Below are 23,259 nucleotides of genomic sequence, written 5' to 3' on the forward strand. Positions count from 1 at the left end.
CCCGTTCTTGAGAATGGTGCAAGATGTGAGATTTAACGGAATTTCCCCTAGTCTCTCTTGCTGGCCGATCGCGCTTTGGAACCTTGAAAGCAAGAAACACTTCACTGTAACTTCCGGGCACTGCGAGATATTTGCTGTATCCATATCGGCTCATCCTACCGTAAGAGCAACGGTCGCCTGTTACCGCTTGCACTTTTCTTGTACGTTAAACTGCTGATGTCAGAGATAGTCGATCGGCTCCCCCGATCGGGGCTACATCGAATTAATAGGCTTTCTAGCGATTTTTGGGCTAAATATACAATAATTTACGACAAATTTTTTGCTGAACTCTACCATTTTGATGTATTTTTTGCTACATTGAATTTTTCGGTAAAACTAAGAAAAGTCAGCACAGTTAAGAAGCGTGCAAGCTCGATCGGGGGTTGGTTGTCTCACTTTGTATCGCACTGCTGGCAGAAGCTGTTTTTCTCACTCTTAAATATATCCCAGAGCCTCACTTATGCAATCAACTTCCACACCTGTAGAGACTATCGATCGACCGTTTATCACTTGGCAGCGAATTATCGACTGGGCCCAGGAACACTACCGCTGCCGGACTTTTAGCAAAGACGAGCGGATTCCCGCAAGACCCGGACTGCTGTATTTAGTCCAGAAAGGTTCTGTGCGACTCGTAGGTAGCGCTCAAGTTAGCGCTGCGGCGGCGAAGTCGAAATCCGCTGACAAAACTACAGAAGAAGCTTTTTTGGGCTTCGTCGGCGCCGGCCAGCCCTTTGAACTGGTTGCTCAGTCTCCGTTTACTCTCCAAGCTTACGCTCATGCCGATCAAACTCACGTAGTGTGGATGTATTGGCACGACTTAGATAATTGGCCTCACTTTCGTAGAGAAATTTTGGATGCGTTTCGCTACCAACATCAGCGGAAACTTCTCTGGCTGAGCACTTTGGGACAGCGCCGGACGATCGACCGACTGTTGGGATTTCTCACTTTGTTGATCGAGGAGTTCGGCGAACCTTACGTAGGTGACGACGAACCGGATGTGGTTCGGGGCTACCGACTGCCTTGGGCCTTGACTCACGCTCAAATTGGCAGCGCAATTGGCTCAACGCGGGTGACGGTGACGCGACTGATGGGTAAGTTGCGATCGAAAGGTTTGATTAATACTGAAGATGATAATTTAATCTGTTTGCCGGCTAAGTCTAACCCCCAAAAGACAAAAAACCACAAGCAGGAGGTAGAAGATTCCCTGGAAGATGAAGATTCTCTCGAAGATTCCCTGGAAGATTCCCTGGAAGATGAAGATTCTCTCGAAGATTCTGAATAAAATCCTGCGGTAAATTGCCAACAAACAGCGCGTCACTATTAGTTTTGGGCAGTCGCGCTCGATCGCTCGACAGTGTACGATTAATTGTGTAAACTTTTGCCGTTCTCAAAAGGTGCGACTGACAATGACCGATGACAAGCAAAAATCTTCAATCCCGAACAATCAGCAACGGGTGGTATTCTGCGACTTTGACGGCACGATAACTGTTGAAGAAACTTTTGTGGCCATGCTCAAGTATTTCGCACCGGAACTGTCGTCTCAACTGATGCCAGAAATATACGCTAGAAGGCTGAGTTTGCGATCGGGAGTGCGGCAGTTACTAGAGTCTATTCCCTCGGAACGTTACGGGGAAATTGTGGAATTTTCTAGGGGAAAGCTGATGCGGCCGGGATTGTTGGAGTTGCTGGATTTTTTGGACGAGAAAAAGGTAGATTTTGCGATCGTTTCCGGCGGTCTTCGGGTCATGGTAGAGACGGTAATGGGCGATTTGGTACACCGGGCGAGCGTTATTTACGCTGTGGATGTGGACGCTAGTGGCCCTCGCTTGCAAGTCAATTCTGAGTTTGAAGGAGATGAGGAATTGGTGTCTAAGGTGCGGGTGATGGGCCAGCACCCGGCCGAGGAACAGGTGGCAATCGGAGATTCGCTGACGGATTTTAATATGGCTTTGCAGGCTTCGTCGGTGTTTGCGCGCGATCGGCTTGCCGAGTATCTAGACGAACAGCAAAAGCCTTATACTAAATGGGATAATTTTTTTGATGTGTTGGAAAATTTGTCCCAGAAATGGAATTGAAACTATAGCCTTTCTCAAGAAAAGTTATGTGTGTATTGGTAAAGTGTGCACTGCCCACCCTACGTTTATATAAGCCAGGGCAATTCCTATTAACTCACATCTTGCACCATTGTCAATAAGCCTTCACGAGCGGGCAGGATGCCCACCACACAAGAAAATTTACTCTTTGTGGAACAGGCATCTTGCCTGTTCTTGAGAATGGTGCCAAATGTCACTATTAACGTAAAAAGTAGATTAAAAACTGAGGAATTTGTAAAGAATGAGTGGCGATTTGAGATCGGATTTAATTGCAGCAGCCAAACATTTTTACGATCGCGGTTGGATGGTTGGGACTGCTGGCAATCTTTCAGCCCGCTTACCAGATGGCACTTTTTGGATTACTGCTAGCGGCCGCGCGAAAGGGCAGTTAACTAAAGAAGATTTTATCAGAATGAACTCAGACTGTGCTATTGTCGAGCAACCTGTTGCCGACAGCCGCCCTTCGGCCGAAACCAGCATTCATTTAGCCGTTTACAATTGTTTTCCAAACGCTAAAGCTTGCTATCACGTTCACTCGATCGAGGCAAATTTAGTTTCTCGGCTAACAGCAGGAGATGCAGTGCCTTTACCTGCGATCGAAATGCTGAAAGGTTTGGGGGTGTGGGAGGAAAACCCGCAAGTGTCGATACCCCTCTTTACAAATTATTTGGAAGTCCCTAAGATAGCCAAGGAAATTTGCGACTTTTTTGCCGTTTCAGCGGCGTCTGTACCCGCTTTATTAATTCGCGATCACGGCATCACAGTCTGGGCAGACTCGCCAGCGGCCGCCTACAATTACGTAGAAATTGTAGAATACATTTTTCGCTATACGATCGCAGCCCGCCAATTAAATTTAGATTGAAGATTTGGGATTTGAGATTGAGCGGTGCATGAATTCTGAGGCTTGCAGATGTGATATTATAAAACAAGCAAACAGCGAGAAGAGACAACAGTTATGGCTAAATATACGAGAATTTTATCCCTAGATGGAGGCGGAATTAGAGGGATTATCGCCGCGCAAGTTGTAGTTAGCATTGAGTCAAAGCTGCAACAGAAAAGCGGCAACCCCGATGCGAGAATAGCTGACTATTTTGATTTAATCGCGGGCACGAGTGCGGGAGGCATTTTAACTTGCATCTATTTGTATCCCGATGCCGAAAATCCCACCAGACCTCGGTGGACAGCCCAAGACGCTCTTGATTTTTCGATTCAGAGCGGCCGCGACGTTTTTAAGAGTTCATTGTGGCAAAAACTCAGATCTATAGACGGTTTGATAGATGAGAAATATCCCGGCGAGCGCTTAGAACAATTCTTGTTGGAAAACTTTAGAAATTGCAAACTCAGCGAACTGCTGAAACCTTGTTTAATTTCCAGTTACGACATCGAAAGGAGAAAAGCTCACTTTTTCGATCAAATAGATGCTAAAGAACATCCAGCAGAAGACTATTTTATTAGAGATATCGCCAGAGCCACATCTGCAGCTCCCACTTTCTTTGAACCTACCAAAATCCGCTCTTTGACCAACGAATCCTACGCTTTAATTGACGGGGGAGTTTTCGCAAACAATCCCGCACTTTGTGCCTATGCAGAAGTTAGAAATAAATTCAGAATTCCCGACGATCGCTCCGACAAAGGCCCGACCGCAAAAGATATGGTAATTCTATCGCTGGGGACAGGAGAAGCTCAGAAAAAATACCCCTACGAAGAAGCGAAAAATTGGGGTCAAGTTGAGTGGGTTCAGCCTTTGATTAATATCATGATGACGGGAGTTGCTGAAACTGTAAATTATCAACTAATTCAAATTTATGATGCGGTTGAAAGACCGAATCAATATTTGAGAATTACTCCCGATTTGATCCACGAACAACCGCTGCCGATTGATGATGCCTCGGAAGAGAAGATATCGGCACTGCTGAGAATTGGCAAGGAGCAAGCCGAAAAGAATAATGAACAGTTGGATAAGTTTATCGACTTGTTACTTGCGGAGGAGTCCTAGGATTTTAGATTTTAGATGTTAGATTTTAGATTGGGAAATGAGTGATGATTACCACAGCATCAATCACTGCCAATCTAAAGTCTAAAAAGGTAGAGCACACCAACCGCAGGGCAAGCCGACTGAAAATATATGTTGACAAATCGTGCAATAATTGCTGTAGGATTGCCTAAAATCTCTATGTGGCAGTGCTTCGCCCTGTTTGCAATTAATCGCGAGTCCTCAGTCATTGGTTAAAAAATACCAAGAAAAGTGCGATCGACATTTAGATGAAACCTTCAATAACAGGTGGTTTCAGCGGTTTTTCGTGACGTTGTTCCTGGGCGGCCAAGTGCTGTTACGCATACTAATCGGCAAAATTGACCGCCGCAAAATCATGGAACATTTAGTAACAGTAGGCTTGGATTCTTTCAGATCCGTGCTGCTAATAGCCTTTTTTGGCGGCATGATTTTTACATTTCAATCAGCCAGAGAATTGGTTCGCTTTGGCGCGGTTGGGGCGATGGGAGGTGCGTTTGCTGTGGCATTTTGTGGCGAATTAGCACCACTTTTAACGGCCGGCGTGGTGGCGGGACAAGTAGGTTCGGCCTTTGCGGCGGAGATAGGAGAAATGCAGGTGACGGAACAAATAGACGCCCTGTATATGTTAAGAACAAATCCGGTTGATTATTTAGTAGTGCCGAGGGTGATAGCTTGCTGCATCATGCTGCCGATTTTAACAATTTTTTCGGTAGCGGTGGGAATTTTGGGCGGGCTATTTGTAGCGGTTCATTTTTATAATTTGGAACCGTCGGTATTTTTGGAATCGGTGCGAACTTTCTTGGGGCCTTGGGATTTAGTAAATGTGGTGATTAAAAGTTTTATTTTTGGGTTAATAATTGCCCTTGTCGGTTGCGGTTGGGGATTGACAACGGTGGGCGGAGGGAAAGGAGTAGGCCAAGCTGCAACGGCGGCGGTGGTAACTTCTTGGGTGTTGATTTTTGTGGCGGATTTATGTTTATCGCTGTTGATGTTTCACGAGTTAGGAATTCCTAGAAGTTGATAATCTTGGCGATTATAAGTAACCACACAAAATTAATTACATAAAGACTCCTTGCTAGGCAAGGGTTTCAGTAGAAATATTGTGTAATTAATTCTGCACACCTACTTAGCAGGAGTCAGGAGTCAAGATGCTTAATTATTAAGGGTTTGAACAATCATCAACCCGAGTGCCATTAGGATTGCTATAAAATAACATGAAGATTTTTTAAACCGTAGATGAACGCAAATAAACGCTGATAAAATTGCATCAGCGTTCATCCGTGTTCATCCGCTGATATCTGCGGTTTAAAACTCTCAAATTGAGATTTTAGATTGGAGAAAGGAGGGCGATACACTCGAATTGCCTGAATAGGAACTTTCCCATCTGTTTCGGGGACGATTTCGAGGGTGTGTTTGGAGTTGCTCAAATTCTGAGCCAATGTTGTAGAATACTCGCGGCTTGAATCTGCAATGTTTGGCCGAACGTATGAATCAACAAACATTGGTCGCACCTGCCAGGAAATCTCAAAGCCTTTAGGCGTCGGTTTTTTAGAGTGTTCATAGGCTTTTTGCAGCCACCAGTTTCTCGGTTCAATCACGACGCGGCCCGAGTTTGAGACAAACATTTGGTCGTTTGTACCGCTGCCGTCGTAACCTGTTTTAGAACCTACAACGTCAAATTTAAACTTGCTGGCGTCGCTGTTAATCTCAGTAATCACGGCTTTCCAATCTTCCATGATTAGCGGTTTTTGACTGGATATTTGGATGATGGCCGGCAAACCGACGCCAAGACTAACGCTGGGTCTGGTGATGCTGTAAAGTTCAGGAAATTCTGAGGGTTTTTTGCCGTCGATCGCAATTTTAGCAGAAATTGCCTTGCCGTTGAAGGTTTTATCGGCGATCGCATCTATTCTATTTCCTTCAAATTCTAAAACCAACTTGCCATCTTGCCATTTAACATCGCTGCCAACTGTATAGGTTTTCACTAAATCCTGCGGCGGTTGAGGAGAATTTGGGTTGTACCGCAGGTACGGTTTTATGAGAGCAGCTAGGAGAAAGTTTCCCCAATCGTTGAGGTGAATGCTGTCGCTCAATAGCTGTTGTGGCTGCAAGCGATTGTCTTTCAAATACCTGCGCCAAGGTTCGCGAATTTCTGCGATTTCGCAGCCGTATTTATCGGCTAACTCCGGCAGCCATTTAGTAGAATGAGTGTTGTGCCATTCGTATCTGCTGACTGAATTTGGATCGTCGCTGTTGCCTGTCGGCATCCAGTCGATGTGGTCTGAATGCAAGAGTATTTCGCTAGCAGTGCGGCTGCGGACATTGGCAATTAGGGCTTCGTAATCTTCATCGCCTCCGTAGACGTGAAAAATTAGCAAGTCTGGATAAAAAGGATACAAATCGTGTTCGCTGGGACGGATTAAAATCGGTGCTGCAAATCCTCCGAGCGCTCGATTTTCAGCAATCAAATCTGCATTGGGAAATCGCTGTCTCAAATCCTTCACTACATCTTGCCACCAATCTTGCTGAGTGATGGATTGACCGTAGAATAGAATACGCACTTGGCGGCGGTCTGTTGGAGTGCTAGCTGCAAGTAGCCCCATCGTCCTTTGAATCCTCGCTCCAAAAGTAGCATTATTTGCAATAGGAGCGGGTGGGGGGAATGGCGTAGAGGCCACTATTTTTTTGCTGAGCGGAACTAACAGAAAGCTCAGACACAAAAAAAGCAGCCACAAGTAGCGATAAATCTTGGATTTTCTGCTATTTCTTTGGTGTTTTGCCATTGTTTTATTTTTCCCTGTCCGTTTCACTTCGCTCAAGGCGACTGTGGGATGAATGCTACGCCTCTAATCAGTAGCTGTAGCGTGCTTGTGGGCGCACCTCACGAGTAGCTGTAGTGTAGGCTGTATGGAAATATATTACCAAATTGAGCGCGACAAAAAGTGATATAATGCCAGCTAATTAATTGCAGGAGATCGATCGCACGTCAAATGGATTACAAAACAGCCCGCAGTTTTCTGATCGACCAAGGAACCGCCCTGGAAACCAAGAAAAATCCCGACGCCTTCCTGATGCGTCTCAAACAAGGTCAACCGCCCGTACCCGGACAGGTGACATCGATTTTATTAGCTTTAAAAATATTGTTTGAGGGGCTGCAAGAATCTCCAATGCTCGATCGACAATTAATCTCGGCACTGCATTTACTGTCAGTAGAAGGTTTGCAGCAATTTGAAGCTGGACTCCGCAGAGGAGTTTCTTGGCCGCCGCTGCTGAAAGAAGACTTAAATCGAATTGCGATCGCAGTCAAGAATATCTTTTCCGGCGTCTGGCAATAATTAGCTCGGCTACCACCGATCCCGATACCCACCGCCAGTAAACTCAATTTTTTTTCTACATTTTTTTCTACAATTATTTGTAAAATTTTATGTTAATTTGGCTACATTTACCCTCGAATTGTGGCATCTTAATATAAGAATCGATTCTAAACCGCAATGGGAGAAATTACTCATGAACGCCGAAGAAAAAGCTAGACAACTAATTGCACGAGAAAGGCAGCATAGCGAACACTTGCACGAATCTATGCTCAATCGTTCCTCCCACGAGCTAGAAACACATGGGGAGGGAATTGCTGAAGAAAAAGCCAGAGAATTAATGGCTCAAGAAAGGCAGCACAGCGAACACCTGCACGACTCTATGTTAAGCCGTTCCTCCCAAGAGGTAGAGGCATCGATCGCACCCGATGATACTGAAAAATAAATTTTGTTAACACAAAACTTACGGACACAAACCAAGAAACCTGGTTTTTATACCCTTTTTCATACCATAACAAAGGGCTGTAAAAAGGTTTTTGTATAAACAACCAGGTTTCTGCGTCCCGGAATACTTCAGCACAGCAAAACTCTACTCAAATCGAGGAGGATTTTAGGTGAAATCAAAACATCCCCTGCTTGGTTGACAGCCGCTATCACCAACCTCCAAGCGCCAAATATAGCAAGAGAAAATGCCAGGTTCTACTCCTCGCGAAAGCTTTCGAGGGATGCCAAAAGAGCTGGCAGTCCGGCCAGGGTAGCAGACACCAAAGCCTCATCTTTGTAAACTCGCGATCGGAGAATAGGGGTACTTTTATACGCAGATGTGAAAGAGCCTCGCCGTTGGGAATTTCCGGTTTCAACCCGCCCTAAATTTTTTGTTTCTCGCGTCACGCAAAACATAGCAGTATCCTCGCAGTATCGTCAATTAATCCCTAAATATGCGCCCGTAAAATTTCTCACGGCTTGCTGTATGTTTCTATTATTACTCAGATAAATAACCGAGAGGAAACCCTGAAATAATTATTCACGATTGCTAGGGATCAACTTAAACTGCTTAACGGCTTTTATTAATTTGTTACAGGGCGGGTTTGTTTCAGCCGATGATCGCCCATAGCGACTCAGACACCAGCAACCAAAATCACCGATTTCACAGGAGGAACGCGGATCAATGATGCTAACTCTTAGTGCAGCAACAGTTATAAGTCAAATCAAGCCGACTGTCGAAAGCTTGCGCGACGGAGACTACCGCTACCGAGACTCCTTTGTGCTCGATCGACCTTTCAGAGAAATCCAATTTCGCAAACAAGACAGATACATCACCGGCAGCGATTCAGACAAACGCACGGGCAAAAGTTACTGCTTCCGGGGCATCCCCCAGCACAACAACATTATTAACATCACGGTAGCGATCGAAATTTCCCCAAAAACCGCACAGAAAACCGAGTGGAAATTAGCACCGGGAAACCCCATTAATTTCGACAAGCTTTATCCGCTGCAAGCAGGGCCGGGATTAGAATTGTACAAATGTTTAACAGCCTTTTTACCAAAATTGAAGGATTAGTTATTCGTGACTTATTAGTGGTTATTTCTTAATCGCTTTGCCTTGTTAATAACCAATAACATTCGTTAACAGTCAACAGTCAACAGTCAACAGTCAACAGTCAACCGTCAACAGTCAACCGTCAACAGTCAACCGTCAACAGTCAACAGTCAACAGTCAACCGTCAACAGTCAACAGTCAACAGTCAACCGCCAACATTTAACTTCCTAAGAACCAGCATTTGCCAATTCTTCCCGCAGCATTTCCCGGTAGACTTTCGGCAAACGAGAACTCATAGAATTGTTTTCAATTCCATATCCCAAACTCGTCCAAGTTCCCGAAAGCATCCGCAACACGTCAGTTAATCTTTCCTGCCGCAACATCTCAGAAATATCAGCTTTCCAAAACTTGCGATCGCTCAACCAAGCATAAACCACAGCATCCTGATCTTCTGGTTCAAAACTGTAATCTTCCCAGAATAAAAAATTAGCACGACGCGCCTGATAGCGCTTAGCCTTCTCCTTCCAAGTCGAAGTCAGAAATTGATACCTGCCCGCTGCCGTAGTACACTTGCCTCGATTCGGGCCATTAACAATCTTCACGCACCAGTCAGGATGGCGGCTCAAATCTAATATATATTTGCCACCGTAAACAACGTGATAAGGGCGAGCAACATTCGACTCGCTAGCAGAAATAGTACGCATCAGCGCCCGAATATAAGGATCGCCGGTTTTAATAGCCAGCGGCGGGAATTTTCCCAGCCCGCTTACCGACTGCGACAACTGCTGATTTCCCCGCAAACTGTCAACCAAAAAAACACCGCCGCCAATCACAGCGCCGATTAAAAGTATAAATCCGAGGATTTGAATTTCCGATCGCCTCAGCAAACCTCTTTTTCGACGGCCAAATTTCTCAGCTTCCAGCAAAGTCATTTCCATTTCCGAAATTTCGGCTAATTTTCGAGCCGCCCGCATCCGGCGCACCCGAAAATCGTATTGATATAGCGGCGCGGCTACCAGCGTTAGACTCGATAAAACCCCCGCCAATTTAATCAGCCAGAAATCTAATTCGCCGGCTATGGCAACATTTGTGAGAGTAGATATTCCTGTTAGTAACTGGGCCGGATCGAGCGATCGCGCTGGCCAATAAAAAATCGCAAGTTGCACCAACAGCGACAGATTAAATGCAAAAAAAATCACTACAACAGCATTCAAGCCTTCTCGCAAGTGCGATCGAATACCCGTATGCCGGCGCTTGAACTTGCGCGCCACGCGAAAGCGCCCCGGCAGCATAATTAGTAAGGGATTTAAGATTTTGACTGCTAAAAAGTGACAAACAAAAAACACAGGCAACTGAATCAGCCAAGCCGCCAGCAGTAGAGTCAGAAAGCCGATATCGTCGCTGACAAAAGGAATGCCCCTGCGAAGGACAAAACTAAAACTCTGAGCGAGAGCAAACGCCCTTAACCACGAAATCGGATAGGGGAACCAAGCTGGCCACTTGAGAGTTTTCATGCTGAGAAAACGAAATTTTAAGGGCGAATAGTAAAACTATTAAGATTTTGCCAGATTTGGCGATCGGAAAATTGTTGTAGGGTGCGTCAGCCCCAATCTTTGACCCAAATCACATCTTGCACCATTCTCGATCAGCCTTTTTTGGGCCGGCAGGATAAGCCTTTTTTGGGCGGGCATCCTGCCGGCCCCACAAGAAAATGCACTTTTTGTGGAACAGGCATCTTGCCTGTTATTGACAATGGTGCAACATCTCAGACCCAAATCAAATGGTTTTTTGTCTGAGGCACCGAACCCAAGCAAGCCTAATTCAATCAAATCACACTGGCAAACAACTCCTCAAAACTCTTTTGCGGAGCCTCCGACTTCGCCACAATTTCCACAACCTTGTTGCGAGAAGTCGGCTGAAACAGCGCCTCCACGCACACTTGGGCTACCTTGGTGCGCGGAATGCTGCTCTCAAACATTTTGTCGGCACCAGTCATGACGATCGCATCTGAATTATCCTCATTTTTGAGACCGCCCGGACGGACGATCGTATAAGTCAAGCCACTTTTTTGCAAATACTCCTCGGCTTGCTTTTTCCAAACCAAAATCAGCCAAAACAAATTCAGCGGGTGAAAAAACTGAGAGACGCACAGAGAAGTCACAAGCACAAAATGCTCAATGCCCTTAGCCTTAGCTGCATCCACCAAATTTTTAGTACCTTCAAAATCAACCTTGTAAGGCGCTGTCGGGTCAAAACCAGGGGCCGCCCCTGTCGCGCACACCAATACCGTACTATCGCCGATGGCATCGCCCAGGGAAGTTGCATTTAATACATCCCCAGTCACTAACTCAGCCTCCGGTGGTAAAATTTGCCTAGCTGTCTCTAGATTTCGGACTAAAGCGCGCACGGGAATACCTCGCTTGACTAATTCTGCGACGATGCGGCGGCCAGTCTGACCTGTGGCTCCTGCTACAAATGCTTTCATATGTCGAGTTATGCTGAACTAGGGTAAGTTTTGTTACTATCAATTTCTCAATTGTAGGGAGGAAACTCCCTTAACACATCCCCAACCAGATTGATTGGCGTGTATAACAGGAGAGCATACAATGAAGCAGGATTCCGCTGAATATCCAACTGTTGAAGCTTCTGACGAAAATTACTACCCAGATGCGAGTGTCCAACAGCCCGAAAGTGGAAGCGCGGATGCACCAGAGGAAGTTGAGCCGATTTGGTTTCACACGCATTTTGAAGACAGCATGGAGATGTACGCCGATGCGGAGACGGTGGCACAGCATTTGAACAACCACAAGACTTGGTTTTGCCAGTGCGCTTCGCCGATGAAGGCCGAGCCGATCGGCGAAAACGGCTATGATTTATTAATCGGGCGTTTTGGGGCTTTTGGCTACCGCGTTGAAGCGAGAATTGGTTTAGAGTTGCTGCCGCCTGACGCTGAAGGCTGTTATTTGATTAAGACTATTCCGGTTCCGAATTATACCTCGCCTGGGTATGAGGTGGATTTTCGATCGGCAATGAAGCTAGTGGAGATACCGTCTCAGGAGTTTGCCGCCGATTGGCCGAGCTCGGAACGTGCTAAGCTGCCGCCTGCGATTACCATTACTAGCTGGAAGCTGGATTTGGCTGTGGGAGTTTGCTTTCCCAAGTTTATTCGATCGATGTCTCAACCTTTAATAGAAAAAACCGGCGATGCGCTTTTGGAAAAAATCATCAAACAAGTTAACCGGCGCTTGACTTATAAAACTCAGGTTGTTTTTCACGAAAGTTTGGGCATTCCTTTTCCGAAAAATCCTAAGAAACATTAACCAGACTTGGGTTCTAACTCACATTTGTAGGGTGTGCACTGCACACCTTACTCATAAGTGCGATCGTCATAACTCATACCATTTTAGATTTTAGACTTCGGCGCGATCGCTCCGTCGCACAATTTTAGATTAAATTATTGGGAATAACTGATTTTGTATGGGTTGGGTTCACGAGTCTACAGTGGCTTTTTTGAAACTGATATCACTGTCTCCGGGTGATCCGTGCGCGCCTTATGCCTATGTTTTTAAATCCAACACTTGCTTGAGCAGTTAATCCAAATAAACAAGTTATTGCTAATAAAATTTAAGGGTAAGGTCATGATTGCATTTGACATATAGCAATCCTTGCAGGAGTCGTAAATTTTTTATCGCACCCCAACCCTCCCCGAACTCGCTGGGAGCCCGTAGGAAATTCACAAATTATTTAGGATTGCTATATGCTGATTTCTTATCACGGGAATTAGTTTTTATTATGGGTCAATTTAGCACAGGGTTGGACACAATAGTTTCAAGTCAGATGCCATCAACTTCGACAGCATTGTTATTAAAAAATTCTGCTTCTGTCATAATGCTTTCCCTCCTTATTGCCTCATGATTAAGCAATGTAGCCGACGCAGTTCAAAGCGGGTTCCGATCGCCCTCGGAAACCAGCAAGTGTCTCAGATCACAAGGCAGATCGATCGCCCTCACTGCCCAAAAACCTAAAATTATGTCACCTTAAGTAAGGGGTTATAAAATAACTCTTGCCATATCCCTAGAAAGTTATGACAACGAAACTAAGAGCTAAACACACAGAGAAAATGGAGAGAGACTTGCACCAGTTGAGGGCAGACCAAGAACTGATTCTCAACCAAGTAGACAATGCGATCGCTCTGTTCGACTCGTCTGACTGCTTAGTTTTGTTTAACCAAAAATTGGCGGGAATCTGGGGACTGTCCCCAGAATGGCTGGAAACAAAGCCGAAGTGCCACTTGCTGTTTGCGGAAATTGTCGATCGGGGTTACTTGTCTGTTCAGCAGTGGCAAGAGTTTCAGCAAGCACTGGAAAAATCTCAGCATGAAAGTTTATCATTTTATTTCGAGCAATCCAATGCGGTTTGTTTGGAGGTGTGCGCCACGATTACCAACAGCGGCGGACGGCTGTTTACCTTTCGAGACGTTACGGTATACCAAAACTCCCAAGCTAGCTTGAACGCAGAAGTCAGGCGGCTGAGCTTTCTTTTAGGTTTAACCGAACGCCTGCAAAAATCTGACAGTTTGCAAGAAATAGGTCAGTTTGCCCTCACCTATTTAGTAGAGGCAATGAATGCAGCTTTCGGAGATGTCAAGGTGATTAACGGCAAGGGAAACGATCGCCAAGCGTCGGGGATTTGCAACCAAGTTTCTAGTCAATTTTTGGCTACTTACGGGGAACCCGTAGTCGCAGGAATGCAAGAATTGCTCGACCAAGGCATTCCCTACGGCATCGGTTTGCTGTGGGAAGTGGTGAAAACTGGTAAACCTGTGTTTGTCGAGGATTATGCCCAACATCCCAATGCCGTGCCGGAATTTCGGCATCCGGGAATCGGACAACTGGGTATTTTTCCGATCGCAGCTACCAACGGCACAATCATCGGAGTGCTGACGCTGGAGTCCCGCAACATCAAAAAACTGCAAGCCGCCGTCCACCAAGAAGTGCTGGAGGCTGCTTGCCGGACTCTGGGGGCGGCGATCGAGCGGGCTCAGACACAAGAGAACCTGCGCCAAGTTAACGAAGAATTAGAGTATTCTTCTCAGTTGAAATCCGAGTTTTTAGCCTCAATGTCCCATGAATTGCGGACGCCTCTTAACAGCATTCTCGGTTTTTCTGACTTGCTGCTTCGGCAAACTGCCGGACAGTTGAGCGATCGACAAATCAACTATGTAGAACTGATCGAAAAAAGTGGGCAGCACTTGTTGCAGCTAATCAACGATATTCTCGATCTTTCTAAAATTGAAGCCGGGAAAGTAGAACTAAACTTACAGCCTGTTCGCATTCAAGAACTCGCGACAGACTGTATGAAAATGATGCAGCCACGGGCAGACAAAAAGCGAATCGGTTTGTCTTTAGAACTCGACTACCGTATTACTAAAGTTTGGCTCGACGAAAGGCGAGTGCGACAAATTGTGATTAATTTACTTTCCAATGCCATCAAATTTACCCCCGAACAGGGACAAGTTAAACTCAGCGGGCGTCTGGCCTACGGCAGTGAAATAGACGGCGACTACCGACCGGATTGTTCTCCTGTAAATGCCAGCACTCCTTATTTTTGTTTTGAGGTGAAAGACTCCGGCATCGGCATTCCTCAAGACCGCTGGCACTTGCTATTTCGACCTTTTCAACAGGTGGATTCTTCCCTGACTCGGCGGCACGAAGGTACAGGTTTGGGTTTGGCTTTGACTAAGCGATTGGCAGAATTGCACGGGGGAACTGTTTCTTTTCAATCTGTTTGCGATCGGGGAAGTATTTTCCGCGTTTGGCTGCCTTTGACGGAGATGCGTCAACAGTTGGGAAACTTTGCTTCTTGTGCTTTGGATACCAAGTTAGTTCCTGCTTCTGCGATTGCTTTACCAATTGCCAGGAAGCGGATTTTGGTTGTCGAAGACCAGCCTTTTAACCAAATGTTAATTTCTGAGGTGATGGAATTGGAGGGGTACGGGGTAGAGATACTCGCGGATGGGAAGGCCATGGCCGATCGTATTCTCGCCGCCTCTGGTTCCCCGGAGTTGCTGCCGGATTTGATTTTGATGGACATTCAGTTGCCGGATGTTGACGGCTTTGAGTTGATGCGGCGAGTTAAAGCCAATCCTGTCTGGGATTCGGTACCGATGATTGCGGTGACGGCGATGGCGATGCCCGGTGACAGTGAGCGATGTTTGGAAGCTGGCGCTTCTGCTTATTTAAGCAAGCCACTGGATTTGAATTTGACGATCGCTACTGTCCGTACTTTTCTGGGCTAACAATAATTATTTGCAGTTCCAGCACTGCCATTTATGATAATTGATCACAACAAAGGTTAAACTCAATAGTAGATAAATATCTATATGACTTGCCCGCACTTGCCTCCGAAAGCCTGTTCCTACGAAAAATATCGAGTTTAGTAAGGAGAAATATACCAATCAACCAGTTTTCGAGCTTCCTGACGCGCAACTTCCGAGCTAAATTCGATATATTATATCATATTCCATGTCAAACAAGTCGCCCTGCATCATGTTGGTTGATGACGAGCCAGCTAATCTGACTTTACTGGAAGAGTTATTGCACCTCAAAGGATACGCTACAGTATCAGCGCTATCTGGCCATGAAGCGCTCTCCCTTGCCCGCGCCTCCCGACCGGATTTAATTTTACTAGATATTATGATGCCGGAGATGGACGGTTTTGATGTGTGCGAGATCCTGCGGAAGGATACGGCATTGCAAACGGTACCGGTGATTTTTTTAACTGCCCTCAATGACGATATGTCTCGCATCAAAGGGTTAGAAATGATGGCCGATGATTATTTGACAAAGCCTTTTAACAGTCGTTTGTTGCTGGCAAAAGTTGAAAATATTTTGCAGTTGAGTCAAATGCGATCGCAAGCTGTATCTTCCCAATTCAACCAGCAGGTAAAAGAGCAAAGCAAACGCCAAATCGCCGCAGCTTGGGAAGCCAACGAATATCTGTCAGAAAAATTTCAGCTATTTGTGCCAGAGCAAATTCTGGAGCGAATTGCGCCGCAAGGAATAGAATCTATTCAGTTGGGCAATGCCACAGAAGAAGAGCTGACTGTTTTATTTTGCGACATTCGCGGGTTTACTGCGATCGCCGAATCTCAACAAGCTCGCGAGACTTTTGAATGGTTGAACGCTTTTTTTACTAAAATGAACGAGTGCATAACGTCTCACGGCGGGTTTATTGACAAATACCTAGGCGATGCAATCATGGCCGTATTTGACCAGCCAAATTCTCACGCGATGAATGCGATCGAAGCCGCAGTAGCAATGCAAGAAACCTTGCAAGAATTTAATGCCAGTCGCCACCAATACAATTTAGAATCTCCCGTCAATATTGGTACGGGAATTAACACAGGTATCGGCATGATCGGCACTTTAGGTTCCGATCGCCGCATGGACTCTACAGTCATCGGCGATGTGGTAAATACAGCTTCTCGGTTAGAAAATTTAACTAAAATATACGGCTGCCAAATTATTGTTAGCGAAAATGCCATTGTTCATGCGAGAGAATTTCTAAATGGCATAAGTCTCAACTCAAACTCAAAAGAAAGTCTATTATTAAAGTGCGACTTAGAAGTGGAAACACAGGAGAGTATTATTTCTACTTCTGGGGCGACTGCTGCTGACAGCCATTTGCCCAGCAACAATTATTACTATCGCTGGATCGATCGAGTAACCCCGCGCGGCAAGCAGGAAGCTATTGAAATCTACGAAATCTGGAGCGCCTCCTGTCCCGACTCTGAGGCAAAGCAGCTTACCCAGGGTTTATTTGACAAAGGAATTCAAGGATGGCAATCCGAAAGATTTGTCGCCGCCTTGGGATATTTTCAGCAACTCATCGAACAAAACCCTGCTGATACAGTCGTCCGTTTTTATATCACCCGCTGCCAGGAAAAACTAGGTTTTATACCTGTAAGTAACCGCTCAGAAATCAACTAAATAGAACCAGTTCGTACTGAGGATTTCAGTGCTCTTTTTTACCGCAAATAAGGACTAAAGTCCTGGCTACCAACCTATAGCAATTCTGAAAAGTAGGCTAGCATCTGTAGGGACACGGCATTGCCGTGTCCGGCGCAGGGAGTAGGACACAACATTGCCGTTTAGTATCAACTTAACGTACAACTAATAGTCCGGCAGGGGTTGAAACAAGAACCTCAAAGCTAAAGTCCTCTTGCATAGGACTAATGAGTTCTTCAGTCCTCTTTGAGAGGACTTTAACTATAAGCCCCGTGGAATTCATTCCCTGGCGAACTGACGGGCGGACGGAAGGACTGGGCGGACTGACAGCTTAAGTGGACGCCAATGGGCAATGCCGTTTCCCTACTTATCTACGAACCAATCAAAGCACTCTAATTTTAGACCATCAAACAGTCGTCAAAACTTGCTCTCTCAACTTCCCGATCAACTCATTCACCCCCCCCGCATTCAAACGGTAACTCAGAGGATGACCGATTAAATAAGCCGAACTTTCAAACAAAACATCAATTTCCACCAAACCATTTTCCCGCAAAGTTTTGCCAGTCGAAACCAAATCCACAATTGCCTCCGACATACCAGTAATCGGCCCTAACTCCACAGAACCGTAAAGCGGCACAATTTCCACCGGCAAATTCAAATTGTGAAAATATTCCCTTGCACAGTGTACGAACTTAGAAGCAACTCTACCGTGAGGAGGCAAATCCACAGTTCGTCGATAAGAACTAGATTCCTTCACCGCCACCGACAGCCGACACTTGCCAAATTTTAAATCAATTAAATTTGCAACTTTCGGCTTTTTTTCCCGCAAAACATCATAGCCAGCAATCCCCAAATCCGCTTGACCGTATTCCACATAAACCGGCACGTCGTGCGTCCTTACTAGCAAAGCTTTGGCAGTGCCTGTCGGGTCATAAATTTGAAGTTGTCGGTTAGAGGAATCGAGAAAAGCACTGAAGTCTAATCCAACCGATTTAAACAGCCGAATGCTATCTCCTAACAGTCCGCCTTTGGGAAGTGCAACAGTAATCATGTCAATTTTTAGAGTGTAAATTTCTAAATTTTAGAACGGGGCGATCGCGGCCTAAGCAGAAACAGCTTTTACCAAACTCAGAATAACACATAGAGTTCATAGCGAAAAATAATTTTCGGGTCTTGCTAGATCATTTGTTTGGGTATATATTATATTTAGTAAGTTTTTATTTCGTCACGTTTTTCAAGGGCGGTCGGTATGGAAAACAATCAAGAATTTGACGAAAATTTTCACAGTGTAGACCCGGATTCCCTGAAAAAGATTAGAGTAGATGAAATCCTCTCAGGCGGTGGTGTAGAGAGGGAGGAAATGGACTATACAGTAGCTGTACCTAGCGCTAACCAGCCCAGGGTTCCCAGGGACAGAGGCTTCTCGCTCCATGTGGAATCAAGCGTGTTCGATCGCGCCCCCCGATCGAAGTTTGCAGAAAAACGCGGAACGCTGGGAGGCTGTTAATGTAAAATGCTTGCAGAGGCTGGTGCAGACAACGCGGCGATCCTCTTCGAGGGCTTCGCTAACGCGCGATAGCCATTGTGTGTCACGCTTTTGTGTATTCAACTCTAAAACTTAAACTTTAACGGGCGATCGCCAATAGCTGACAGCTAAACTATGACCGAATTGACACTTGTTATTGGCAACAAAAATTATTCCTCTTGGTCGCTGCGTCCTTGGCTGGCGATGAAACAAGCTAAACTAGAATTTGCCGAGGTCAGAATCCCCTTAGACTGGCCTACAACCCATGAGGAAATTCGGCGCTATTCTCCATCGGGAAAAGTACCAGTTTTAATCGACGGCGACCTGAAAGTGTGGGAATCTTTAGCAATTTGCGAATACGTTGCAGAACGCTTTGCTAATGATTTGTGGCCGGCCGATGTAGCGGAACGGGCGATCGCCCGTTCCATCTGTGCGGAAATGCACGCAGGGTTCCTAAATTTGCGCGCAAATATGCCGATGGACTGTCGCAACCGCTATCCGGGAGAAGGGAGGACTCCCGGTGTAGAAGCAGAGATCGATCGCATCTTTGCCATTTGGCGCGAATGCCGGCCAAAATTCGGCACAGGCGGCGATATGCTGTTCGGGAAATTCACAATTGTTGACGCTATGTTTGCCCCAGTAGTGATGCGTTTTGTCACCTACGGAGTCAAATTAGATTCAGTAGCAAAAGCTTATGCGGATGCGATTTTGGCCTTGCCTGCCATCCAGGAATGGGTAGCAGCAGCTTGCAGCGAATCGGAAAGTATTGCCCACTTGAAAAATTAGCAAAAATCAGTTTACTTAACTTAAAATCTCAAATTTTAAGTCTCAAATATGAAATCAGGATGCGGATTCTTTTAGTTGATGATGAAGTTGAGTTGACTGACCCTTTGAGTCGAGTTTTAAGCCGCGAAGGTTATACAGTTGATGTGGCATTTGACGGAGCAAGTGGCAGCAATTTAGCCATGCAGGGCAATTACGATTTGCTAATTTTGGATTGGATGCTGCCGAGACAAACCGGACTCGCAATTTGCCAGAAGTTGCGATCGCAAGGGCGGAATACGCCAGTGCTATTTCTCACCGCCAAAGATACCGTAGACGATCGCGTACAAGGACTCGACGCCGGTGCAGACGACTATTTAGTCAAACCTTTTGAACTGCGAGAACTGCTAGCCAGAGTCCGCGCCTTGCTGCGGCGGCCTCCTACTTTTGATGCCGAGGTTGCTGTCGGGCGGCTGCAAGTTGCAGATTTACAGCTAGACTACGACAATCAATTAGCTTATCGGGGCGATCGTACAATTGACTTATCAGAAAAAGAATGTCAGTTATTAGAATACTTAATGCGCCATACCGGTCAATTGCTAACACACGAACAAATCCACCAATATTTGTGGAGTGAAGCAGAAAAACCCAGCAGCAATGTATTAGCCGCTCAAATTCGCCTGTTGCGCCGCAAAATAGAAGCCCCAGGCGAATCGGTGCTAATTCACACAGTTTACGGCAGAGGCTATCGCTTTGGAGAAGCAAATTAAAAATAATAGACATTGTACAAAAATCCTTCTTCCTCCTTCCCTCTTCTTTCTTCCTTCTTCCCTCTTCCTTCTTCCTGACATCCGTTACATCCGTTACATCCGTTACATCCGTTACATAATCCGTTGCCGAACTTCCCTTTTCCTGACATCCGTTACATCCGTTACATCCGTTACATAATCCGTTGCCGAACTTCCTTTTTCCTTCTGCTATATTATCTATTATCGGGAAAGCGTGCACCCTAAAGCCGCCCTTACGTATCTTGACAAACCAAAGTAATTACTGTCACCTCCGGGGGACAAAATAGTCTTCCCGGCGCATAAGTCCCCAAACCGCGATTCACGTACAGCAAATTACTCCCAACCTGATGCAAACCGCTAGCCCATTCCCAGTGAGTAACTACTCGATCGCAACCCGACAGCAAAGGAATGAACTTTCGGATTCGTTGAGGAATCAAAGAGCCAATTTTTCTGACCCAAGCGTACAAAGGGCCGATACCAGGAATAACGATTTGACCGCCGTGAGTGTGCCCAGACAACTGCAAATCAATCCGCCAATTTTGCAGCTTTTCAGCAGTATCAGGATTGTGAGACAAGACAATCCGAGGAATTGCGGGATTTATGGATGCCATTACAGGTTTAGGCGCAAAATCGCCCGACCAAAAATCTGCCAGCCCAACTAAAGCCAATTCTGACCCCAAAGGATAGATTGCTTCGTTGTACAAAACCCCAATCCCGACGCTATTTAAAGCATTAGCAACCTCTGTTTTTGCCCCCGGTAAATAGTGGTCGTGATTGCCCAAAACCGCGTAAATTCCCACTCGACTTTGCAAGTTTTTCAATCGCTGCACTAAGCCGTAAATAGGTGCGGGATCGTAGCTAATAAAGTCACCAGTTAAAAAAATCATGTCTGGTTCAGCTTCGTTGGCCGCAGCAATCGCCTCTTCTAGCAACCATTCCGACAGCCGCACCCCGTCATAGTGAAAGTCCGTAAGCTGTACAATTTTAGTACCGGATAGATTTGCTGGAAGATTAGCGATCGGTATTGTTAAATACTCTATTCGCAGTTTCCCAGTTAATAACCTGTGCATAAATCTAAAGTTTATTGATGACAGAGCGCCACCTCTAGCTTAGCAAATAAACAAGCAAGACTGCAAAACTAGATATTCTTCCCTTTTTCTTCTGTCATCTGACTAATGACTACAGTCCGGGACGCAAAAACTGGGATTACTCAAAAAAATTGAAGCATAAATGCCCAATCTTTATTTAGGCTTTATTGCAAAATTGTTTGGGTCTTACGCGCCCAACTGCTACAGCATTTTTATAAAATTATGACTTGCGTAACAAGCTGTTTAAAACGCGATCGATCCTTTTCATACTGGCTTTTCCAGCCCCGCATCTATATTCTTTTAGCAATTTTCAAAGCTGAGACTTGCACCGCATCCCCATCGCATCGGCTTACCACGCGGGGATTGCCCCTACCCAACACTATCTCATCACTAATGATTTATTACTGAGTAGGTGGAAATAAACATGACTTGGAGGAGGCAGGGTTTTGCATTAATAATAAACTGGCCGCTAGTATAGATCATTGCGTTACCCGCCCCTAAGATATTTTATTTTTTTGTCGCGTCTGCCTACTTTTTAACTAATAACTTTTGACGACTGCCGCTTCTTCTCAATATATTGCTGGTGGTAATCCTCTGCCATATAAAATTCCCCAGCAGGTTTGATTTCGGTGGCAATATCTTTGTCGTATTTACCGGAAGTTTGCAATTTTTGTTTGGAGGCGCGCGCGGCTTTTTCTTGTTCGGAATTGTGATAAAAAATCACCGACCTGTACTGTTCGCCTCTGTCGGGGCCTTGGCGATTGATTTGGGTAGGATCGTGACAGTTCCAGAATACATCTAGCAGTGCTTCGTAACTCACCTGCGATCGATCGTACTCTAGTAGCACGGCTTCAGCGTGACCAGTGACTCTAGCGCAAACATCTAGGTAGCAGGGATTGGGCCAGTGACCTCCTGTGTAGCCCGCAGCAGTCGAGACGACACCCGCAACCGCGCGAAACTTGTGTTCAACTCCCCAAAAACAACCGGCGGCAAATGTGGCTTTTTCCATTGTGTTACTCATCGTATTGGGATAAAACTTGGCACTAAATTATGCTTGACATATTCCCATTAGTGTGCATTCCCAAACTAATCGCGGCTGTACGTAGTTTAGCAAATATTGTCGTGCTTTTTCCAAGGGCTCTAAGGGCGATCGACTAATTCCCCCTGCCAAAAATTGCTGCCAGTAACAGTGCTGTAAATAATCGATTAACCACAACTGAGATTCAGTATCTAAAGTTTTATCAATTTCCTTGGCTAATTCCAAAGCAGAGCGCAGATTTTGAGGCAACTGCTTCACCTTTTGCAGCAAATCATCGGGTATTGATTGCAGTTGCTGCCAAATAGAAATCGCCTCCCCAGGACTACCCTGAGCCATCCCCAGTACCTCGGAATGCTCCAAAATCTGTGCGAATCCAGCTTGCTGCAAAACTTGTGCCATTGCTTCGGGATTCAGCCGTGAGAACTGGACTTTTTGACAACGGGAAATCAAAGTTGGTAGCAAAAGTTCCACTGTCGGAGCAATTAAAACGAGGGCTGCTTTTCCCGGTTCTTCCAAAGTCTTCAACAAGCCGTTAGCGGCTCCCTCACCCATTGTTTCTGCCTGTTCCAAAACTACGACTGAACGCGCAGCTTCTAGCGGCGGTCTGCTGAGAAAATCACAGATTTCTCGAACTTGTTCTAAGCGAATTTGTGGTGGTGCTTTCCGCTTTAAACCTGCTTCCTCTGCTTCCTTTGGCGTAAGCCGTTTGCCTTGGTTCATGTAAGTTGGTTCAACCCAGAGTAAGTCTGGATGATTTCGCTGCCGCACGCGATTTTGCACGGAGGCTATTAGTCTGGTTTCGGGAATATTTGCTGAGAATAAAAGCTCAATGAAACACTGAGCCGCTAAACTTTTGCCGATGCCGTTAGAGCCGACAAATAAATAACCAGGAGCAATTCGGTTTCGCTCGACTGCTTGTGTTAGCAATTCTACTGCTGGCTCTTGTCCGATTAATGATGTAAAATAATTCATGTGACAGTTGACAGTTGACAGTTGACAGTTGACAGTTGACAGTTGACAGTTGACAGTTGACAGTTGACAGTTGACAGTT

General features: G+C 45.7%; 23 protein-coding genes. 14 read left to right on the plus strand and 9 right to left on the minus strand.

Features of this window, described 5'->3' with window-relative positions:
- Nucleotides 1-499 precede the first annotated feature (499 nt).
- The 5 genes from QUB06_RS08425 (at nucleotide 500) to QUB06_RS08445 (ending at nucleotide 5,167) form a co-directional block, all read left to right on the plus strand.
- Nucleotides 500-1,321 carry a Crp/Fnr family transcriptional regulator gene (locus QUB06_RS08425; protein ID WP_333147312.1) on the plus strand — a complete coding sequence of 274 codons (822 nt, stop codon included), beginning with the start codon at nucleotides 500-502 and terminating at the stop codon, nucleotides 1,319-1,321.
- Nucleotides 1,322-1,445: 124 nt separating this feature from the next.
- On the plus strand, nucleotides 1,446-2,114 hold the full coding sequence (locus QUB06_RS08430) for an HAD-IB family phosphatase (RefSeq protein WP_333434912.1): 669 nt from the start codon (nucleotides 1,446-1,448) through the stop codon (nucleotides 2,112-2,114).
- A 259-nt stretch (nucleotides 2,115-2,373) separates the two neighbouring features.
- Nucleotides 2,374-2,994: a methylthioribulose 1-phosphate dehydratase gene (gene mtnB, locus QUB06_RS08435; RefSeq protein ID WP_333434913.1), complete on the plus strand. Its 621-nt coding sequence runs from the start codon at nucleotides 2,374-2,376 to the stop codon at nucleotides 2,992-2,994.
- Nucleotides 2,995-3,087: 93 nt separating this feature from the next.
- A complete protein-coding gene (locus QUB06_RS08440) occupies nucleotides 3,088-4,128 on the plus strand; it encodes a patatin-like phospholipase family protein (RefSeq protein WP_333434914.1) in 1,041 nt (346 codons plus the stop codon).
- 226 nt (nucleotides 4,129-4,354) lie between these two features.
- Nucleotides 4,355-5,167: an MlaE family lipid ABC transporter permease subunit gene (locus QUB06_RS08445; RefSeq protein WP_333434915.1), complete on the plus strand. Its 813-nt coding sequence runs from the start codon at nucleotides 4,355-4,357 to the stop codon at nucleotides 5,165-5,167.
- 253 nt (nucleotides 5,168-5,420) lie between these two features.
- Here QUB06_RS08445 and QUB06_RS08450 read toward each other — a convergent pair whose 3' ends face one another.
- Complete coding sequence (locus QUB06_RS08450; RefSeq protein WP_333434916.1) at nucleotides 5,421-6,929, minus strand: SGNH/GDSL hydrolase family protein; 1,509 nt, start codon at nucleotides 6,927-6,929, stop codon at nucleotides 5,421-5,423.
- 207 nt (nucleotides 6,930-7,136) lie between these two features.
- On the opposite strand from QUB06_RS08450, the gene QUB06_RS08455 reads away from it, so the two are divergent.
- Nucleotides 7,137-7,481, plus strand: coding sequence for a hypothetical protein (locus tag QUB06_RS08455; RefSeq protein ID WP_015174589.1), 345 nt, complete (start codon nucleotides 7,137-7,139; stop codon nucleotides 7,479-7,481).
- Between the two features lie 172 nt (nucleotides 7,482-7,653).
- Nucleotides 7,654-7,902: a hypothetical protein gene (locus tag QUB06_RS08460; RefSeq protein ID WP_333434917.1), complete on the plus strand. Its 249-nt coding sequence runs from the start codon at nucleotides 7,654-7,656 to the stop codon at nucleotides 7,900-7,902.
- A gap of 254 nt (nucleotides 7,903-8,156) precedes the next feature.
- Here the strand turns inward: QUB06_RS08460 and QUB06_RS08465 are convergent, their stop codons facing one another.
- Nucleotides 8,157-8,357: a hypothetical protein gene (locus tag QUB06_RS08465; RefSeq protein ID WP_333434918.1), complete on the minus strand. Its 201-nt coding sequence runs from the start codon at nucleotides 8,355-8,357 to the stop codon at nucleotides 8,157-8,159.
- A gap of 268 nt (nucleotides 8,358-8,625) precedes the next feature.
- Here QUB06_RS08465 and QUB06_RS08470 point away from each other — a divergent pair, with 268 nt between their 5' ends.
- Complete coding sequence (locus QUB06_RS08470; RefSeq protein WP_333434919.1) at nucleotides 8,626-9,018, plus strand: hypothetical protein; 393 nt, start codon at nucleotides 8,626-8,628, stop codon at nucleotides 9,016-9,018.
- Between the two features lie 206 nt (nucleotides 9,019-9,224).
- Here the strand turns inward: QUB06_RS08470 and QUB06_RS08475 are convergent, their stop codons facing one another.
- A complete protein-coding gene (locus QUB06_RS08475) occupies nucleotides 9,225-10,511 on the minus strand; it encodes a glycoside hydrolase family protein (protein WP_333434920.1) in 1,287 nt (428 codons plus the stop codon).
- Between the two features lie 311 nt (nucleotides 10,512-10,822).
- Entirely contained in the window at nucleotides 10,823-11,482 is a 660-nt protein-coding gene (locus QUB06_RS08480; protein WP_333434921.1) for an NAD(P)H-binding protein, read from the minus strand.
- 121 nt (nucleotides 11,483-11,603) lie between these two features.
- Between QUB06_RS08480 and QUB06_RS08485 the strand changes: the two genes are divergently transcribed.
- The 3 genes from QUB06_RS08485 (at nucleotide 11,604) to QUB06_RS08495 (ending at nucleotide 16,988) form a co-directional block, all read left to right on the plus strand.
- Nucleotides 11,604-12,317 carry a DUF1997 domain-containing protein gene (locus QUB06_RS08485; protein ID WP_333434922.1) on the plus strand — a complete coding sequence of 238 codons (714 nt, stop codon included), beginning with the start codon at nucleotides 11,604-11,606 and terminating at the stop codon, nucleotides 12,315-12,317.
- Nucleotides 12,318-13,081: 764 nt separating this feature from the next.
- Nucleotides 13,082-15,295, plus strand: a complete 2,214-nt coding sequence (locus tag QUB06_RS08490) for an ATP-binding protein (RefSeq protein ID WP_333434923.1) — start codon at nucleotides 13,082-13,084, stop codon at nucleotides 15,293-15,295.
- Between the two features lie 226 nt (nucleotides 15,296-15,521).
- Nucleotides 15,522-16,988, plus strand: a complete 1,467-nt coding sequence (locus QUB06_RS08495; protein ID WP_333434924.1) for a response regulator — start codon at nucleotides 15,522-15,524, stop codon at nucleotides 16,986-16,988.
- Nucleotides 16,989-17,412: 424 nt separating this feature from the next.
- Here the strand turns inward: QUB06_RS08495 and hisG are convergent, their stop codons facing one another.
- The gene (hisG, locus tag QUB06_RS08500) at nucleotides 17,413-18,057 is read right to left on the minus strand and encodes an ATP phosphoribosyltransferase (RefSeq protein WP_333076539.1); all 645 of its coding nucleotides are present in this window, start codon (nucleotides 18,055-18,057) and stop codon (nucleotides 17,413-17,415) included.
- Nucleotides 18,058-18,255: 198 nt separating this feature from the next.
- Here hisG and QUB06_RS08505 point away from each other — a divergent pair, with 198 nt between their 5' ends.
- From QUB06_RS08505 to rppA, 3 genes are all read left to right on the plus strand, one after another.
- Entirely contained in the window at nucleotides 18,256-18,513 is a 258-nt protein-coding gene (locus QUB06_RS08505) for a hypothetical protein (RefSeq protein ID WP_333434925.1), read from the plus strand.
- Nucleotides 18,514-18,666: 153 nt separating this feature from the next.
- Nucleotides 18,667-19,317 carry a glutathione S-transferase family protein gene (locus QUB06_RS08510; protein ID WP_333434926.1) on the plus strand — a complete coding sequence of 217 codons (651 nt, stop codon included), beginning with the start codon at nucleotides 18,667-18,669 and terminating at the stop codon, nucleotides 19,315-19,317.
- 59 nt (nucleotides 19,318-19,376) lie between these two features.
- Entirely contained in the window at nucleotides 19,377-20,063 is a 687-nt protein-coding gene (gene rppA / locus QUB06_RS08515) for a two-component system response regulator RppA (RefSeq protein WP_333287708.1), read from the plus strand.
- Here rppA and QUB06_RS08520 read toward each other — a convergent pair.
- The 4 genes from QUB06_RS08520 to QUB06_RS08535 all read right to left on the minus strand — a co-directional run bounded on the left by QUB06_RS08520 (nucleotide 20,060) and on the right by QUB06_RS08535 (nucleotide 23,180).
- Entirely contained in the window at nucleotides 20,060-20,212 is a 153-nt protein-coding gene (locus tag QUB06_RS08520; protein WP_333434927.1) for a hypothetical protein, read from the minus strand. The genes rppA and QUB06_RS08520 overlap by 4 nt on opposite strands.
- A gap of 102 nt (nucleotides 20,213-20,314) precedes the next feature.
- Nucleotides 20,315-21,151, minus strand: coding sequence for a metallophosphoesterase (locus tag QUB06_RS08525; RefSeq protein WP_333434928.1), 837 nt, complete (start codon nucleotides 21,149-21,151; stop codon nucleotides 20,315-20,317).
- A gap of 553 nt (nucleotides 21,152-21,704) precedes the next feature.
- A complete protein-coding gene (gene msrA, locus QUB06_RS08530; protein WP_445251362.1) occupies nucleotides 21,705-22,190 on the minus strand; it encodes a peptide-methionine (S)-S-oxide reductase MsrA in 486 nt (161 codons plus the stop codon).
- Between the two features lie 27 nt (nucleotides 22,191-22,217).
- The gene (locus QUB06_RS08535; RefSeq protein ID WP_333434935.1) at nucleotides 22,218-23,180 is read right to left on the minus strand and encodes a DNA polymerase III subunit delta'; all 963 of its coding nucleotides are present in this window, start codon (nucleotides 23,178-23,180) and stop codon (nucleotides 22,218-22,220) included.
- Nucleotides 23,181-23,259 lie beyond the last annotated feature (79 nt).

It is taken from the genome of Microcoleus sp. D2_18a_D3, assembly GCF_036702455.1.
Classification (GTDB): Bacteria; Cyanobacteriota; Cyanobacteriia; order Cyanobacteriales; family Microcoleaceae; genus Microcoleus.

Excerpts from the sequence above, each read along its gene's own strand:
- QUB06_RS08480 (WP_333434921.1), bottom strand. The coding sequence starts at position 11,482 with ATGAAAGCATTTGTAGCAGGAGCCACAGGTCAGACTGGCCGCCGCATC.
- QUB06_RS08450 (WP_333434916.1), bottom strand. The coding sequence starts at position 6,929 with ATGGCAAAACACCAAAGAAATAGCAGAAAATCCAAGATTTATCGCTAC.
- QUB06_RS08520 (WP_333434927.1), bottom strand. The coding sequence starts at position 20,212 with ATGTCAGGAAAAGGGAAGTTCGGCAACGGATTATGTAACGGATGTAAC.
- QUB06_RS08495 (WP_333434924.1), top strand. The coding sequence starts at position 15,522 with ATGTCAAACAAGTCGCCCTGCATCATGTTGGTTGATGACGAGCCAGCT.
- rppA (WP_333287708.1), top strand. The coding sequence starts at position 19,377 with ATGCGGATTCTTTTAGTTGATGATGAAGTTGAGTTGACTGACCCTTTG.
- msrA (WP_445251362.1), bottom strand. The coding sequence starts at position 22,190 with ATGAGTAACACAATGGAAAAAGCCACATTTGCCGCCGGTTGTTTTTGG.
- QUB06_RS08525 (WP_333434928.1), bottom strand. The coding sequence starts at position 21,151 with ATGCACAGGTTATTAACTGGGAAACTGCGAATAGAGTATTTAACAATA.
- QUB06_RS08430 (WP_333434912.1), top strand. The coding sequence starts at position 1,446 with ATGACCGATGACAAGCAAAAATCTTCAATCCCGAACAATCAGCAACGG.
- QUB06_RS08510 (WP_333434926.1), top strand. The coding sequence starts at position 18,667 with ATGACCGAATTGACACTTGTTATTGGCAACAAAAATTATTCCTCTTGG.
- QUB06_RS08485 (WP_333434922.1), top strand. The coding sequence starts at position 11,604 with ATGAAGCAGGATTCCGCTGAATATCCAACTGTTGAAGCTTCTGACGAA.
- QUB06_RS08455 (WP_015174589.1), top strand. The coding sequence starts at position 7,137 with ATGGATTACAAAACAGCCCGCAGTTTTCTGATCGACCAAGGAACCGCC.
- QUB06_RS08460 (WP_333434917.1), top strand. The coding sequence starts at position 7,654 with ATGAACGCCGAAGAAAAAGCTAGACAACTAATTGCACGAGAAAGGCAG.
- mtnB (WP_333434913.1), top strand. The coding sequence starts at position 2,374 with ATGAGTGGCGATTTGAGATCGGATTTAATTGCAGCAGCCAAACATTTT.
- QUB06_RS08470 (WP_333434919.1), top strand. The coding sequence starts at position 8,626 with ATGATGCTAACTCTTAGTGCAGCAACAGTTATAAGTCAAATCAAGCCG.
- QUB06_RS08505 (WP_333434925.1), top strand. The coding sequence starts at position 18,256 with ATGGAAAACAATCAAGAATTTGACGAAAATTTTCACAGTGTAGACCCG.
- QUB06_RS08490 (WP_333434923.1), top strand. The coding sequence starts at position 13,082 with ATGACAACGAAACTAAGAGCTAAACACACAGAGAAAATGGAGAGAGAC.
- QUB06_RS08465 (WP_333434918.1), bottom strand. The coding sequence starts at position 8,357 with ATGTTTTGCGTGACGCGAGAAACAAAAAATTTAGGGCGGGTTGAAACC.
- QUB06_RS08440 (WP_333434914.1), top strand. The coding sequence starts at position 3,088 with ATGGCTAAATATACGAGAATTTTATCCCTAGATGGAGGCGGAATTAGA.
- QUB06_RS08535 (WP_333434935.1), bottom strand. The coding sequence starts at position 23,180 with ATGAATTATTTTACATCATTAATCGGACAAGAGCCAGCAGTAGAATTG.
- QUB06_RS08425 (WP_333147312.1), top strand. The coding sequence starts at position 500 with ATGCAATCAACTTCCACACCTGTAGAGACTATCGATCGACCGTTTATC.
- hisG (WP_333076539.1), bottom strand. The coding sequence starts at position 18,057 with ATGATTACTGTTGCACTTCCCAAAGGCGGACTGTTAGGAGATAGCATT.
- QUB06_RS08475 (WP_333434920.1), bottom strand. The coding sequence starts at position 10,511 with ATGAAAACTCTCAAGTGGCCAGCTTGGTTCCCCTATCCGATTTCGTGG.